Annotated in this window: 12 protein-coding genes; all 12 read left to right on the forward strand. The window is 37.3% G+C overall.

Annotated features, from left to right (window positions below; translation table 11 throughout):
• Positions 1 to 59 precede the first annotated feature (59 nt).
• The 12 genes from ACKU4N_RS19780 (at position 60) to ACKU4N_RS19835 (ending at position 16,249) form a co-directional block, all read left to right on the forward strand.
• The gene (locus tag ACKU4N_RS19780) at positions 60 to 1,700 is read left to right on the forward strand and encodes a dipeptidyl-peptidase 3 family protein (RefSeq protein WP_321319392.1); all 1,641 of its coding nucleotides are present in this window, start codon (positions 60 to 62) and stop codon (positions 1,698 to 1,700) included.
• Positions 1,701 to 1,970: 270 nt separating this feature from the next.
• Positions 1,971 to 2,411 (forward strand): RrF2 family transcriptional regulator, encoded by a 441-nt coding sequence (locus ACKU4N_RS19785; RefSeq protein ID WP_321319394.1) that lies wholly within the window; start codon positions 1,971 to 1,973, stop codon positions 2,409 to 2,411.
• Positions 2,412 to 2,547: 136 nt separating this feature from the next.
• Positions 2,548 to 5,292, forward strand: a complete 2,745-nt coding sequence (locus ACKU4N_RS19790) for a sensor histidine kinase (RefSeq protein WP_321319396.1) — start codon at positions 2,548 to 2,550, stop codon at positions 5,290 to 5,292.
• A gap of 11 nt (positions 5,293 to 5,303) precedes the next feature.
• A complete protein-coding gene (locus ACKU4N_RS19795) occupies positions 5,304 to 5,948 on the forward strand; it encodes a response regulator (RefSeq protein WP_321319398.1) in 645 nt (214 codons plus the stop codon).
• Positions 5,949 to 6,036: 88 nt separating this feature from the next.
• Positions 6,037 to 8,565 carry a sensor histidine kinase gene (locus tag ACKU4N_RS19800; protein WP_321319400.1) on the forward strand — a complete coding sequence of 843 codons (2,529 nt, stop codon included), beginning with the start codon at positions 6,037 to 6,039 and terminating at the stop codon, positions 8,563 to 8,565.
• Positions 8,566 to 8,575: 10 nt separating this feature from the next.
• On the forward strand, positions 8,576 to 9,217 hold the full coding sequence (locus ACKU4N_RS19805) for a response regulator transcription factor (RefSeq protein ID WP_321319402.1): 642 nt from the start codon (positions 8,576 to 8,578) through the stop codon (positions 9,215 to 9,217).
• A 233-nt stretch (positions 9,218 to 9,450) separates the two neighbouring features.
• Complete coding sequence (locus ACKU4N_RS19810) at positions 9,451 to 10,893, forward strand: carbon starvation CstA family protein (RefSeq protein WP_321319404.1); 1,443 nt, start codon at positions 9,451 to 9,453, stop codon at positions 10,891 to 10,893.
• A gap of 26 nt (positions 10,894 to 10,919) precedes the next feature.
• Positions 10,920 to 12,155 carry a hypothetical protein gene (locus ACKU4N_RS19815; RefSeq protein WP_321319406.1) on the forward strand — a complete coding sequence of 412 codons (1,236 nt, stop codon included), beginning with the start codon at positions 10,920 to 10,922 and terminating at the stop codon, positions 12,153 to 12,155.
• 96 nt (positions 12,156 to 12,251) lie between these two features.
• Positions 12,252 to 12,572 carry a hypothetical protein gene (locus ACKU4N_RS19820; RefSeq protein WP_321319407.1) on the forward strand — a complete coding sequence of 107 codons (321 nt, stop codon included), beginning with the start codon at positions 12,252 to 12,254 and terminating at the stop codon, positions 12,570 to 12,572.
• A 117-nt stretch (positions 12,573 to 12,689) separates the two neighbouring features.
• Positions 12,690 to 15,167 (forward strand): helix-turn-helix domain-containing protein, encoded by a 2,478-nt coding sequence (locus tag ACKU4N_RS19825; protein WP_321319409.1) that lies wholly within the window; start codon positions 12,690 to 12,692, stop codon positions 15,165 to 15,167.
• A 433-nt stretch (positions 15,168 to 15,600) separates the two neighbouring features.
• Positions 15,601 to 15,795, forward strand: coding sequence for a DUF1289 domain-containing protein (locus ACKU4N_RS19830; protein WP_321319411.1), 195 nt, complete (start codon positions 15,601 to 15,603; stop codon positions 15,793 to 15,795).
• 136 nt (positions 15,796 to 15,931) lie between these two features.
• Positions 15,932 to 16,249, forward strand: coding sequence for a hypothetical protein (locus ACKU4N_RS19835; protein WP_321319413.1), 318 nt, complete (start codon positions 15,932 to 15,934; stop codon positions 16,247 to 16,249).
• The last annotated feature ends 655 nt before the right edge of the window (positions 16,250 to 16,904 follow it).

Genomic DNA, 16,904 nt, shown 5'->3' on the forward strand with positions numbered 1-16,904 from the left:
TTTTATTGTTGAACAAATCAAAACCAAACAACATTTTCTAACTTAAATTACATACTCAAATGAAAAAAATTGCTTCAATTACATTGTTGCTGGCCTTGAGTTTAGGCTTTGTGGCTTGTAATGAAAAACCAACCAAACAAGCTGAGGTTTCTCCAATACAAAAATTAGTAGATCAGTACGCTGAATTTGAACTAACAACAGACATCAGTAAACTGACCGAAAACGAAAAACAAATGCTTCCAATTTTAATGGACGCTGCTGATATTATGGAAGAGTTATTCTGGAAAGACGCAATTGGAGACAAAGCAGAATTTTTAGGAACGCTTACCGATCCTGCTGCCATTGCTTATTCAAAAATAAATTACGGCCCTTGGGATCGTCTAAACAATAACCTTCCTTTCATTGATGGATTTGGAGCAAAACCTAAAGGTGCAAACTTTTATCCAGGCGACATGACTCCAGAAGAATTTGATGCCATCGAAGATGAATTGAAAACTGATTGGTACACAAAAATTGAGCGCGACGAAAATGGTGACCTTAAAGTGGTTCCCTATCATATTGCGTATCAGGAACAAATTGAAAAAGCTGCTGATTTGTTACTAAAAGCCTCAGAATTAGCTGAAGATGCTGGTCTGAAAAAATATCTTGAGCTGCGTTCAACAGCTCTTTTAACAGATGATTACCTGGCTTCTGATTTGGCTTGGATGGATATGAAAACCAACACAATCGATTTTGTTGTTGGTCCTATCGAAACATACGAAGATGCCCTTTACGGATACAAAGCTTCGCACTCTGGTCAGATTTTGGTGAAAGACAAAGTCTGGAGCGAAAAATTGTCAAAATTCGCTTCTTTACTACCTCGCCTGCAGGAGGGACTTCCTGTTCCTGCCGAGTACAAAGCAGAAAAAGCGAATGCTAATGCGGATATGAATGTTTATGACGTAATCTACTATGCGGGCGATTGCAATGCGGGCAGCAAGAACATTGCTATTAACCTGCCAAACGATCCTCGTGTTCACGCTCAAAAAGGATCAAGAAAATTGCAGTTGAAAAATGCAATGAAAGCTAAATTCGATAAGATTCTAGTTCCTATTTCAGATTTATTAATGGACGAAAGTCAACGTAAAAACGTAACCTTTGATGCTTTCTTCGAAAATGTGATGTTTCACGAAGTGGCTCACGGTTTGGGTATTAAATACACTTTAAAAGATCAGGAAAGCGTACGTAAGGCATTAAAAGATACTTATACTTCTATTGAAGAAGGAAAAGCAGATATTCTTGGTTTGTATATGATTACACAAATGGCTGAGTGGGGCGAACTGGATGCTGACAAGCTGATGGATAATTACGTTACTTTTATGGCTGGCATTTTCCGATCGGTACGTTTTGGTGCTGCCAGTGCTCACGGAAAAGCAAATATGATCCGTTTCTATTTCTTCGAAGAACAAGGTGCCTTTACAAGAAATGCAGAAACAGGAACTTACAAAGTTGATTTTGGGAAAATGAAAGCCGCTATGAATGAATTGGGAAAACAAATTCTAATTGTTCAGGGCGATGGAAACTATGAAGCTGCACAGCAAATGATTGCTGAAAGAGGCTTTATTCGTGAAGATCTTCAGAAAGATTTAGATCGTGTAAACAATGCCGGTATTCCAAAAGATGTTGTGTTTAAGCAAGGTGCTAAAGTATTGGGCCTGTAAACAAATCAGAACCAGGAAATTAGTGCTGAAGCTATTTACAGCTAAAAAATAGAAAAAAGAGGCAGAATCAAAATTGATTTTGCCTCTTTTGTTCCCTCTCAAAACACCTTCTGTAATCCCATTCCCCTTATTTCCTCCCTTTTGTAATTGTTAAAATATTAATCTAATTTAGCGACTAAAAGACCCCTTTGTCTTTTTCTGGATTTTGACTTCAATTATTAAGTATGGTTCAAGTCGAAATACAACAAGTACTAATAATTCAGAATATTTATGCTCTCAAAGACTGCCGAATATGCGATTCGTGCACTGGTTTATATCCAATTGCAAAACTGGAAAGAAAAACGTCCGGGATTTAAGGAAATAGCCGAAAATATAGAATCGCCTGAACACTTCACTGCAAAAATATTGCAGGTACTAACCCGCTTCGATCTAATAAAAAGTTTGAAAGGAAGAAATGGCGGGTTTTTCTTTGATAAGGAGAATGAAGACCTTCAACTCTATAAAATTATTACAGCAATTGATGGAGAAAAATCTTTTATCAGCTGTAGCTTTGGTTTTAAAAGCTGCGACTATGAAAACAAATGCCCTTTGCATGATGATTTCTCAGAATTGCGAAAAAATTATACTGTTCTCGTAAAAGAACGTACCATACAAAGTCTTGCAAAAAAAATCCTAAACGGAGAAGCTGTTCTAACACAGAACATTAAATAGATATATTTCAGGCAATAAATCTGAAAATCCGAAACCATAAAGGTGCCCAAATTGGGTATTTTACAACATAGCATATCATCTTTAGCCTTTGTATCTTACCCATCCTTTGGAATCGACCTGATATAACCATTTTACGATGGAGAAGTATAAACAGAATATGAGTAATATAAGTAACATTTATTGGAAGACTCTCCTTCTGATTTTCTTCATTTTCCTTTTTGCATTTCAAGCTTCTGCAAGAAAACAAAGAGTACTTATTCTGCATTCCTACCATCAGGGATTGAATTGGACCGATAATGTAAGTGCAGGAATACAGTCTGTTTTGGGTCGTGAAGACAATGTTGAGCTGATGTTTGAATACATGGACACAAAGCGGAATTCAAATCCCGAATATCTGAAAGAATTCGCGAATCTTTATGGTCTCAAACACCTAAAAAATAAATTTGATGCCATCATTGTTTCTGACAACAATGCATTGGATTTTGTAAGGGATTACTATACCAATTTCTTTAAAAACACACCAATAATTTTTTGTTCTATTAATCAATTCTCCGATCAGTTAGTGAAAGGAATTGAACAAGTTTCTGGTGTTACCGAAGAAATTGACTCCCGAAAAACGATTGAAGCAGCCTTGCGTTTGCATCCTAAAGCAACAAAATTGGTTGTGATTAACGACAATCAGACCCAATCAGCAATCTTGAACAGAAATAATATCAAATCTTTTTGGCCTGACTTACATACCGATGTTGAACTTATTTTTTTGGAGAATTTACTCATTGATGAACTGGTTGATCAGGTGAGAAACCTTGATCCCAACAGCATTATTTACCTTCTGAATTTTAGCCGCGATAAAGAAGGAAATTTTATCTCCTATCAGGAAAATATTGAAATTATACGAAAGGCAACAAAATTACCAATCTATAGTAGTTGGGAATTCTATTTTAACGAGGGTATTGTTGGAGGGATGCTCACAAGTGGATATAAAGAAGGAGAATTAGCTGCTAAAATTGCTCTTAAGGTATTGCATGGGAAAGAGATCAATAAAATTCCGGTTATTCACTCCGGATACAACAATTTCAAATTCGATTTCGAACAAATGAAACGTTTTGGAATTCTCCCTAAACAACTTCCCAAAGGTAGTTTCATCAGCAACCAACCGCCTCCTATTGTTCCCCAATACCAAACATCACTATTTGTAATAATTATATTCGGTTTAATCATTGCAATTATCTTAAGGTACTCGAAATTGAAAAGGGAGCAAAATGAGAAAAAACTGATTCAGGAAAATGAAGAATTGGACCGAAGGGTAGCCGACAGAACAAAAGAAGTTGTGTTTGCCAACGAAAAACTGGAATTACAAACCGAACAAATTATCAAACAAAATAAGGAGCTGGAAGATCACCGGCACAATCTTTTGGAACTTGTTAAAGTACGTACTGAAAATTTAGAAGAAGCAAATCTTGAACTTAAAAGCAGCCGGGACAGACTTCTTCGAATGCTGGATGCAAATTCAGATGGTGTTTGGGAACATAATTTCGCAAACGATCAAACCTACATAAGCAAGATCATATGGGATAAATTAGGCTATAAATCTGTAACGATTTCAAACACAAAAGATCTTCTCTGTAAAATTATTCATCCGGAGGATTTAATCATCATTAAACAAAAACACCGGCAAAACAAATTGGGCTATAGCGCGTTGTTTATTGTCGAATTCAGAATTTTTACAAGCACAAAACACTGGATGTGGTTCAAAGCAAAAGGACAAATTCTTGATTATGACCAAAATGGAAAACCTTTAAACATTGTTGGTACACTTATTAATATCACCCAACGAAAAGAAGCCGAAGAAACAATAAAAAGCGAAGAACGAAAGTTGAGAGTCTCGGAAAAAAGATGGCGTTCCTTAATTGAACAGGCATCCGATGGAATATTAATTTACAATACTGACGGCAATATTCTGGATGCCAATTCGGCGGCATGCAATTGGCTGGGTTATTCTACGGATGAAATTCTGACCCTGAATTACAGCGAAATAGATTCCAGACACAGCAGTTCGGAACTTCATACTTATTGGAGAAAATTAAATGCTTCCTACCCTTCTCTTTCTTTTGAGTCGGTGCAAAAAAGAAAAGACGGATCAAGTTTTCCTGTTGAAATTCACCTTAGCCTGATAGAATTGCAGGACAGCAAGCTCATTTTGTCTCTGGTAAATGATATTAGTGAACGCCAGAAAACCGAACGAAAAATTCTAAATGCAGTAATCAACACAGAAGAAAGTGAACGAAAACGGTTCGCTACCGATTTGCATGATTCTATTGGTCCGCTGCTTTCCAGTATTAACTTATATCTCTCATCCATAGATAAATTTGAATCGGAAGTTGAGAAAAAGAACATTATAAAAGCTTCTGTTGAAGCAGTAAATGAAGCTTTGGTAAGCATCAAAGAAATTTCGAACAACCTGAGCCCGCATATTTTGAACGATTTCGGATTGGAAAAAGCCATTCGTTCTTTCACCAACAAAATCAATTTATCGCAGGCCATCAGCATTAGTTTTTATGCTGAAAATATGAAAGAGCGAATCAATCATCAGGTTGAAGTCGTTATTTTTAGGGTAGTAAGCGAATTAATTAACAATACAATTAAACACGCTAAGGCAACAAATATTGAAATAAACTTGTCAAGAGAAGAAAATTTAGTTTCTCTTATCTATATTGACGACGGAATTGGTTTTGATGCCAAGGAGATTAATGCCGGAACATCAACGGGAATGGGATTGTATAATGTATTTAGCAGGATTAAGTCGTTAAACGGTTCGCACAAAATAAAAAGCCACCCAAAACGTGGCGGCATGATGGCAGTAATAGAAATTAATCTGTAAAATTAAAGAGCATGAGTGAGTACAGGGTAATGATTGTGGATGACCACAAAATGTTTAGAAGTGGATTGCGGTTTCTATTAAATAATGTTCCTAATATTAACATTGTAGGGGAAGCCTCGAACGGAAAAGAATTTCTCGAAATGGCTGATAATATTCAAATTGATATTGCCTTAATGGACATTAACATGCCCGAAATGAATGGAATTGAAGCCACACGAAAAGCTCTCGAGAAATTTCCTGACATGAAAATAATTGTTCTGTCTATGCACGGAGAAGAGGAATACTACGATCAAATGTTAGATGCCGGGGTTAAAGGTTTTCTGCTTAAAAATTCGGATGCAGATGAACTGATCTCAGCACTGGAAGCAGTAATGGCCGGAAAAAGTTACTTCTCTCAGGAACTTTTGGTTGATATTCTGGATCAAAAAAGACTGCACAAATTAAGAACCGAAACTGTAAAATTATCACAACGGGAATTGGAAGTTTTAAAACTGATATGTGATGGCTACAGCAATGCCGAAATTGCAGAGGAATTATTCATCAGCCAAAGAACGGTTGACCGCCACCGGTCTAATTTACTAAGCAAAACGGCATGTAAAAATTCAACTTCCTTGGTAATGTATGCAGTAAAAAACAGAATTATTGAAATTGAGTAAGGTACAGACTGTCTTGTTATTCTACTTATTAATTTGCATTTTGTACTTAATTGAAGACAAATACTTTATTGCAGAATAACCAATTAGAATGAAATTACACCTCAAAATATACAAGTGCATTTTCTTAGTTCTGGCTATCTTACTGGCTCTCTCGTTGGATGTTTCAGCCCGAAGACAAAAAGTACTGATTCTCCATTCCTACCATCAAGGGTTGAATTGGACAGACAACATCACAAAAGGAATTCTATCTGTTCTGAATCAACACGAAAATATCGAAATTCAGTTTGAGTACATGGATACCAAACGAAGGTATGATGAAGAATACCTTGATGAGTTTGTAAAGTTATACCGCCTAAAACATCAGGAAATCCCCTACTCTGCAGTTATTGCTTCAGACAATAACGCTCTTTACTTTACCCGCGACTATCAAAAAGAATTCTTTAAGGACATTCCCATCATTTTCTGTTCGATCGATCAATTTGACAACAGTTTGATTGAAGGAATGGCTAATATTACAGGAGTTACCGAATACATCGATTTTAAGCAAACTATTGAGCAGGCTCTTAAACTGCATCCAAAAGCCAAAAATTTAGTTGTAATCAACGATAATATCACCACATCGGCTGTGATCAACCGAAATCACATCATCTCATTTTGGCCCGAATTAAAAACAGATGTCAAACTAGTATTTCTGGAGAATCTTTCCATTAAAGATTTGGTAGAGAAGGTGAAAAATCTTGATGACTCCAATATTATTCTTCTTATTAATTTTAGCCGGGACAAGGAGGGAAACTATATTTCTTATCAGGAAAACATAGAAATAATCCGCGAAGCCACCCAGCTGCCCATTTATAGCTCATGGGAATTTTATTTTAATGAAGGAATTGTTGGCGGTATGCTGACAAGTGGTTTTAAACAAGGGAAATTAGCCGCTGAACTGGCTGTTAAAATTATCGATGGTGTTGATGTAAATTCGATTCCAATTGTAACTGAAGGATACAATAGTTTTCAATTCGATTTCAATCAAATGAAACGGTTCGGGATTGAGGCAAAACAGCTTCCAAAAAGCAGTTTAATCATTAATCAGCCTCCCTCATTTTTATCGAAACACAAATTTAGCCTCATCATTCTAATTACATTTATCATTCTATTACTGCTTATTATTACCTATGCAAAAATTAAACGGCAACGAAACGAAAGTCGGTTACTAGCCAAAAATAAAGAGTTGAAAAGCAGCAGGAACAGGCTGTTGAGAATGCTTGATGCCAATTCTGATGGTGTTTGGGAACACAATTTCACCATGAAAACGACCTACATCAGCAAGAATATATGGGAAAAACTAGGCTATAATTCTGATTTGATTCAAAACACGCCCGAATTTGTCGAAAGACTAATTCACCCGGATGACTTAAAAGTATTTCTTTCGGAAAGGAAAAAACTGGAAAGTGGCCAAAGTGATCTTTTTGTTGTGGAATTTCGGATTCAGGCAAAGAACAAAACCTGGATGTGGCTGAAGGCGAAAGCAAAAATTATGAATTTCGAATCGCAAAAGCAAGCCATTAATCTGGTTGGAACTTTAATTGATATCACACAAAGAAAAGAAGCCGAAAAAAAGATTAAAGCTTCGGAAAAGAGATGGAGATCTTTAATAGAACAAGCCGCCGATGAAATAATCATCCTTAATTTCGATGGACAAATTATGGATGTTAACCTGGCGGCAACTACCATGCTGGGGTATACACGCGATGAAATTATTAGTTCCAATGTGACTCTTTTGGATCACAAATTCGAATTGGATCAGTTGCATTCCTACTGGCAAAAGCTAAATCCTAAAAACCCATCTTTAAAACTGGAATCGGTTCAGCAAAGAAAAGATAAAACAACTTTCCCGGTTGAGATTCACTTCAGCTTAATTGATTTGTCAGACAGCAGATTAATCTTGGCAGTAATTAGTGATATCAGCGTTAGACAAGAAACAGAACGCAAAGTATTAAACGCCGTTATTGAAACAGAAGAAAACGAGAGAAAGAGGTTTGCTACCGATCTTCACGATTCTATTGGTCCATTGCTGTCCAGTATTAACTTGTATCTTTCCGCCCTTGCAAAATCAAAATTAAGCGATCGAAATGAGAAAATGATTACGGCTTCGCGGGAAATAGTAAGCGAAACCCTGGTCAATATCAAAGAAATATCAAACAATTTAAGCCCACATGTTTTAAACGATTTTGGACTGGTAAATGCCATTCACTCGTTTATCAACCAAATAAACTTATCCAAATCAATCAACATTACATTGGATTCGAAAAATTTGGAAGGCAGATTAAACCAGCAGGTGGAAGTGGTGATATACAGAGTTGTTACAGAACTAATCAACAATACCATTAAACATGCCGGGGCCAGTAACATTCAAATTACACTTTCAAAAGAGAATAATTCCCTAAATCTTATTTATATTGACGATGGGAAAGGTTTCAATCCACAAGAGATTAGTATCGAAACATCAGGAATGGGCTTGTACAATATTCTGAGCCGAATTCGCTCCTTAAATGGAACACACAATATCCAAAGTACGCCTGAAACCGGTGGTATGATGGCAGTTGTTACCGTAAACCTTTAAAACTTCGGATATGGAAGAACAAAAAATTATCATTGTTGATGATCACAAAATATTTAGGAAAGGCCTGCGTTTTCTTCTGGAAGATATGGAAGGCATTAATGTTATTGCTGAAGCCGAAGATGGTAAGGAGTTTTTGAATTTATTGGAAATTAGTACTCCCGATATTGTTTTAATGGACATTAACATGCCAAAAATGAATGGTATTGAGGCTGCAATTGAAGCCATGAAATTTCATCCAAAGCTCAAAATAATTGTACTTTCTATGCATGGGGAAGAACAGTATTACGACAAAATGGTGGAAGCCGGGGTGAAAGGTTTTCTATTAAAAAATTCAGATGTTGATGAACTGTCTGCAGCTCTGCAAACTGTCGCTTTAGGCGGATCTTACTTTTCGCAGGAACTGCTTGTTGGAATTCTAAACAAACGCAAAGAACAAAAAAAACCCTCAGAAATTGTCAATTTCACTGATCGTGAACTTGAAGTACTGCAATTAATCTGTAAAGGCTTTAACAATAATAAAATTGCCGACACGCTGTTTATAAGTATCCGAACCGTCGAACGTCATCGGGCAAACCTGCTAAGCAAAACAAATTGCACCAACTCAATTGCAATGGTAATGTTTGCAGTTAAACACAACATTATCGAAATATAATCTGAAAAAGAGGCACTTATCACGCTTTAATTGTACCTGTTCCAAATAAGGGGCTAATTCCTTAGCCACAAGCAGCATACAAGCCAAATATACGTAATAATACTCACAGGCATGTGAGCGTATTTTTCATTGATTTGCGCAAAACTACCCTTTTGCAATGCAAACGATTCCACTTGTTTTGTATCAATAAATTATCTAATCGATAAATCATTATTCATTCAAAACAATTTACTATGATAACCTTTTTTATATGTATTGTGGCTTTGATTTTGGGTTACGTTGTGTACGGAAAATTTGTTGAAAACAAATTTGGTGCCGACCCGGAAAAAACAACCCCTGCCATTGCGCAGGAAGATGGTGTTGACTTTGTACCAATGGGTTGGAAGAAAATTTTTCTAATCCAGTTTTTAAATATTGCAGGATTAGGTCCTATCTTTGGAGCTATTGCAGGTGCTCTTTGGGGACCTGTTGCATTCATTTGGATCGTATTTGGATGCATTTTTGCCGGAGCAGTTCACGATTACTTCTCAGGAATGCTGTCCGTCCGTCATGGTGGTGCAAGTATTCCCGAAGTAGTAGGAAAATACTTAGGACCAGCCTTCAAAAATTTCATGAGAGTGTTCTCTGTAATTCTATTGGTGCTGGTTGGAGTGGTATTTATTAAAGGCCCTGCAAGTATTTTAAATGGATTAACAGGCTTCAATATTTCCATTTTAATTGGTGCTATTTTCTTGTATTATCTAATCGCAACACTGGTACCCATCGACAAACTAATTGGAAAAGTATATCCATTTTTTGGCCTTTGCTTACTAATTATGGCCGTTGGAATCGCTGGGGCTCTTATTTTTGGAGGATTCCACATTCCTGAACTAATTCCTGCCAATATTGGTAATTTACATTCAAGTCCCGATAAATATCCAATCTACCCCTTACTGTTCATCACCATTGCATGTGGAGCAATTTCGGGTTTCCATGCAACACAGTCTCCGTTAATGGCTCGTTGTATGACTAATGAAAAACAAGGAAGAAAGATATTTTACGGTACTATGATTGCCGAAGGTGTTGTTGCTATGATTTGGGCTGCTGCCGCTATGACCTTTTTTGGTGGCGTTAGAGAACTGGGAGAAACAATGGCACAACCAGGACACAATGCGGCATGGGTAGTAAACGAAATCTGCAATAGTCTGCTGGGAAAAGTTGGTGGATTTCTTGCCATTTTTGGAGTTGTAGCTGCACCAATAACCTCTGGTGATACAGCATTTAGAAGCGCTCGCCTAACAATCGCCGATTCTTTGAATTTCTCACAAAAATCAATCGCAAAACGTTTAATTGTTACCATTCCTCTTTTTGTTGTTGGATTTTTACTGACACAAGTAAATTTTGCAATCATCTGGAGATACTTCGGTTGGGCCAACCAAACTTTAGCAACAGTTGTTCTTTGGACTGCGGCAATGTATATGGTTACCAAGGCAAGAAGTCACTGGTTTATTTCTTTGCCGGCAACCTTTATGACTGCAGTTGTGGTGACCTATATCTTAATTGCTCCTGAAGGATTTAGTTTATCGCAGGAAATCGCTTATCCTCTTGGCATTGTAACTGCATTATCAAGCTTGGCGGTTTTCCTTTATACGGCTTATAAAAAAGCTTCTCCAAAACTTACACTACAAGAGCAGTAATCACCAACTTCCAAATCAAAACTAAAATGAAAACAATAAAAACATTATTCCTCTCAGTCCTTGTTTTATCGGGGATTGCAGCGAAAGCACAAGAAAAACCAGTTGTTAGCATACACGGGTTTGTGGCCGCCGAAAGCTATTTCGATACCAGAAAAACGGTGAATGCGCGCGAAGGAGCAATTCTTTTATTTCCTGCTGCAAAATCTTTAGACACAGAAGGCAATGATCTAAACGACCGCTCCGAATTTATGATGACATCCATTCAGTCGAGATTGAATGTTACCCTTACCGGATTCGAAGCTTTCGGAGCAAAAGGTACTGCTGTGGTAGAAGGAGACTTTGTGGGAACGACTAACGATCAAACAGGTTTGCTGCGTTTGCGTCATGCCTTTATCAAATTAGATTGGGAAAAAGATCAGTTGTTAGCTGGTAAATACTGGCACCCGATTTTTATTGAATCAGCATTCCCAAGAGTATTGCATTGGGGTGCAGGCATTCCTGTTGGAGTTTTAAACCGTGCGCCACAATTACGATATACCCGAAAACTTAAAAACAGTAAGTTGAGTCTGGCTTTGCTTTCTCAAATGGATTTTAAAAGTAAAGGGCCTGAAGGCAATAGTGTGAAATACGCACAACAATCGGCCATTCCTGAATTCAATGCCCGATTCGAGACTCAACTTTCAAAGGTTATTTCAACGGGGATTACTGTTGGTTACAAAACCTTAATGCCCCTAACAGTAAATTCTCTTGGCCTTAAAACCGATGAGAAAATCGGAAGCAGCTATACAAATTTGTGGTTGGGTATTACCGGTAAAAAATTCAAATGGAACATTCAAAACATTTATGGCCAAAACATGTGTGATTTCTTTATGCTTGGTGGATATGGGGTTAAGAATGTTAAAACCAACGGCGATTACGAATACACCAATATCAAAACCTGGAATCTGGTTTCTGATGTCTTCACAACAGCTGGAAATGTTAGATATGGTTTGAACGCCGGTTACAGCAAAAACCTGGGTGCCGATGACGATCTGGCCAAAGACAATGGCAGTTTTGTTGGTTTGTACAGCCTTGGATCCAATATCGATTACCTGTATCAGGTAGCTCCAAGAATTGAGTTTTTAGCTGGTAAAATGAAAATTGGCGGCGAAATCATTTATACTGCGGCGGCTTACGGAACCACTCAGATTGATGGAACCGTTACCAACTCAGAGATAGAAAGCAGTACCCGTTTTTTATTGCATTTTAACTATGCTTTTTAGTTCTTTTGCCTTTTAGGCGAATGGGAAAAAAATAATTATTTAAATACAGATCCGGATTTTTTACAATCCGGATTTGTTCTTTAAAATCCTGATACAATGAATGAATTCAAGATCTTTTCTGAAGCTCTAAAACTTAAAGCTCCCTGGTTGGTAAAGGATATTAAATTTATTGAAGCCAATCTTTCAGAAAAAGTGCTTCACATCGATTTGGAATATTTTTTCAAGGAACATTACCTTCATCAGGATGGTTCCCAATATCCAATCACTGAATACCTGGAAGTAACACACCGGCATTACAATTTCCTGAACTGCACTTGTTATCTGCACATTAGTCTGCCCTGCTTTTTGAATTCCCGGCACGAAAAAGAACAGGCTCCTCTTCCTGTAAATAAAAAAACTTTGCTTTCGGGATATTAGCTTTTGGGCTAAACAGCCAATTACATATCCTTACTCCAATTAATCTTACATAAATTTCCATTCGTATCCCATTAACATTTCGTATTTTTAGTTTCTCTAAAAACTGATGCTTACAAAATGGAAAGTAATTCGCAACTGGATCTGGCACACAAGTTTGTACGATTCACAAACACAACAATTTTTTTAACAGGAAAGGCCGGTACCGGAAAAACTACCTTTTTGCGTCAGTTAAAAGAGGAATTGCCCAAACGAATGGTTGTTGTTGCACCAACTGGTGTGGCAGCCATTAATGCCGGCGGAGTAACCATTCATTCCTTTTTTCAGCTGCCTTTTGGCCCCATATTGCCCGGACAAATACTAAACGAGGATAAAAACCCCAAAACCGAATCCAATTCTCCCATCCGGAAGTACCGAAAAGAAAAAATCGATATCATAAAATCTCTCGACCTGCTGATTATTGATGAAATTAGTATGGTTCGTGCCGATTTGCTGGATGGAATTGATGAAGTGCTGCGCAAATTTAAAAACAGAAACCTGCCTTTTGGTGGTGTTCAGGTGCTGATGATCGGAGATTTACAGCAACTGCCTCCTGTCGTAAAAAACGAAGAATGGAGTTTGCTTCGAAATCATTACGAAACCCCTTTCTTTTTTAGCAGCCGTGCATTTCTGCAATCGCAGCACATTAGTATCGAACTTACACATGTTTACCGCCAAAAAGATGAAAGATTTATCAAGATTCTGAATGAAATCAGGAACAACCAACTCTCTCAGGCATCCTATACCGAATTGGAAAAAAGATATCTGCCCGATTTTAAACCAACCGATAAGGATGGTTACATCACTTTAACAACACACAATGCCAGGGCACAAAAAATAAATGAAGAAAAACTAAAGCAACTAAAGGGAAAATCACAGCAATTTAAAGCAAACATTACAGGAATATTTCCCGAATACTCCTTTCCCACCGAAGAGCAGCTGCAATTGAAAACAGGTGCACAGGTGATGTTTGTAAAAAACGACAGCTCGCCTGAGAAACTCTATTTTAACGGCAAAATAGGAAGGGTTACCGGTTTTGGCGATGATGTAATTCATGTGAAATGTGAAACCGATAATTTCGAAATTGATGTGTATCCCGAAGACTGGCACAACATCAATTACAGCATCAACCCGGAAAGCAAAGAAATTGAAGAAACAATTTCGGGTGGTTTTTCGCAGTTCCCATTAAAGCTGGCCTGGGCAATTACCATTCATAAAAGCCAGGGATTGACATTCGAAAGAGCAGTGATTGATGCCAACGCAGCCTTTGCCCACGGACAGGTTTACGTAGCCTTAAGCCGCTGCAAGTCGCTGGAAGGATTGGTTCTTAAATCAACGCTAAGTAAATCCGGGATCATCTGCGACAACGCCGTATCCAAATTCACACAAAATATTGAAGCCAATCCTCCGGGGGAAGAAAATCTGGAAAATTCCATTCGCAGGTATCAGTTTCAACTTCTCGAAGAACTGTTTTCTTTTCATGAGATTTATCGAATCTGCAATTACTGCAACAAGCACTTACAGGATAACAGAAACAGTATTCAGGGCAATCTGGCCGATAAAATGAATGCCGCCTTTCCATTTCTGGGATCAGAAGTTTTGGTGGTTGGCGAAAAATTTATTCCATCGGTAAAACGATATTGTGCCGATACTCAGAACCTGCATGAAAACAAAGAAGCGCAGGAAAGAATTGGCAAAGCTTCGGCCTATTTTGTAGAGAAACTCGAGAAACACCTGCAATCCATTCTGAAAGATTTTAGTTTCGATACCGACAACCAAAGTGTAAAAAAAGTAATCGAAGGGCATTTAAAACAATTGAATGAAAAGCTAAGCGTTAAGCTTGTTAGTTTAAAATCGTGTCTGAAAAAATTCGATACTGCCAATTACCAAACTGTTCGGGCCAAAGCTCATTTCGAGAAACAAAACTTCCGTTTAAAGAGTCCTAAGGAGGTGGTTGATGAGAATGTAAAGCATCCCAATTTATTCCGGACACTAAAAAAATGGAGGAAGAATCTGGCCGATATAATAAACGCTCCGGTATTTTACATTGCTTCGCAGCAAAGCCTGGTTGATATTGCCAACAATCTGCCCTACACAACCGATCAATTAAAAGCTGTGAAAGGCTTTGGAAAGAAAAAAATTGAACACTACGGCGCAGATGTAATCAAAATGGTTACGGAATATCGCCAGGGGCAAAATCTGGGTCTGTTGAATTTCACATCGGCCGAACCAAAAAAAATAATAAAACCCGGTAACAAACAAGATACGAAAGAGATAAGTCTGGAATTGTATAAAGATGGTCGCACAGTGCGCGAAATTTCGGCTTTCAGAGATCTTACCGTTGCAACAATAGATAAACATCTGGCGCATTACGTTGGCTTGGGAATGTTGCCTCTCGATAAATTTGTAGAGAAAAAGAAGATCAAAAAAATTAAAAAACAGCTCGAAAAAGAAGGCCTCGAAAGTTTAAACGAGTGCAAACAAGAACTTGGTGCCAACTACTCCTACTCCGAAATACGATATGTTCAGGCCTATTTGAAAAATGCAAATTCAAAATAAACCTATTGACTTTTAAGTTTCATTAACTTTAATTCAATCCTTTTAGCATTCCTATGCACTACATTTGTAATGTACAAAACAGATAAGTTTTTTTTTCATAGATTAGATTTAGGTTAGTAATTAGGGTTAGAGAAAATCCCGGACTTCGCAGTCCGGGATTTTTCATTTGATAATTTTTTGCCCTTGCTTATTGGAAATAAGCCTGCAAAATCCCCTTGTAATTTCAGATTCTTTTGTCTTTATTTGTATTCAATTTAAATAGTATGTGCGATTTTACTTTCTTTTTGGATGAATCGCATTCCAAATTTTATATTTCCTGCTATTTTAAATAGCTTTTAGCCAAGGGCTATTAGCTAAAAACTTCTAATCTTTGGTATGGAAGTTTATTAAACAAGTAATAGTTATTAAATAACAATAAATTGATTTAACGAATATGGAAGATATACAATCGCCATGCATCAGCATTTGCCGGCAAGACAGCAACGGCGTATGCTTTGGATGCAGAAGAACAACAGAAGAAATCGGTAACTGGTCGCTTTACACCAATCAGGAGAAAGCAGAAGTAATTAAAAAAGCAAGTGACCGGCGAAATGCTCCCGACACAGCTACAGGAACTTTTTTCAGATAAAAAAAAGCCAACATTGGAATAACAATCCAACAAACAGAGAAACTATCAGAAACATCCCATAAAAGCAGTAAAAGACACTGGATTTAACAAAATCTGATATTTTCAGAAAACCACAGCAGGTTTCGATGCAAACCACGTGTGGTTTCATCCAAAAGCACGTGTGGTTTCGAGTAATACCACAGCAGGTTTTGACCAAAAGCACAGCAGGTTTCGAGTAAAACCACAGCGGCATGCTAAAAGCGTGAAGAAGGATTTGGCTTCGGCCAGTCAGTTGAAAAGAGAAAGCATCGGAGAAATTAATACCAACTTGGTAAGCTATATGAATACCATGACAAAGGTAAACCCGGATGCCAACGAAACTACCGCCAAAACCATGGCCAAATTAATCGATAAAAACAATGAGTTGGTAAAACGCCGCAAAAAAACAAACGTGGCAGACAGCGAATTGGTTTAAAGCTAAGGCTAAGGGTTTCACACTATGTGAAGCCCTTTGTTTTTTAATGATACCCTTGCAAGCAAGAGATTGAAGAAGTAAGATGATGCTAAAGCCAAACACTAAGAATATTTTAATTCCAGTTGGCTAAAGCCGAACTGCAATAGATAAAAAACACAAAGCATTTACTGATGTAAATAGAAAACCAGACTGTTTATTGCTCTTATTTTTTAGGCAATAGAAAATATAAATGATTGAGAAAGTGAAATGAAACTAATGCAAAACATCTATTGCAGTTGCTTTTAAGCAACTGATAACATGAAGTGAATAGATAGGCTTTAGCCACATAAAATAAATAACATCGATTAGTAGTTGATTTTATAATAGCAAGATGCTAAAACAGCACAACGCAAATAGAAAAAATGGCTCTCCCTTGGCCCTTTTCCAAAATAGAAAAGCTTTTTTTGTGCAATTACTCACATCCCTAAAAGTTGGCAGGTTTGACAGCTTGAATCATCGTTTCGCTTTACTACCTTAGTAAAGTTTTTACAGATAACAGTTCGTGTTATCATCATAATATGTGTACATTACTGCCCGATATGGGTCGGTAAATACACTTTTCATTAAAATATAAACGAAATAAAGCCCATGGCTTTATTTGGGAGTTGTGCCTCAT

The organism is Labilibaculum sp. (genome assembly GCF_963664555.1).
Classification (GTDB): domain Bacteria; phylum Bacteroidota; class Bacteroidia; order Bacteroidales; family Marinifilaceae; genus Labilibaculum.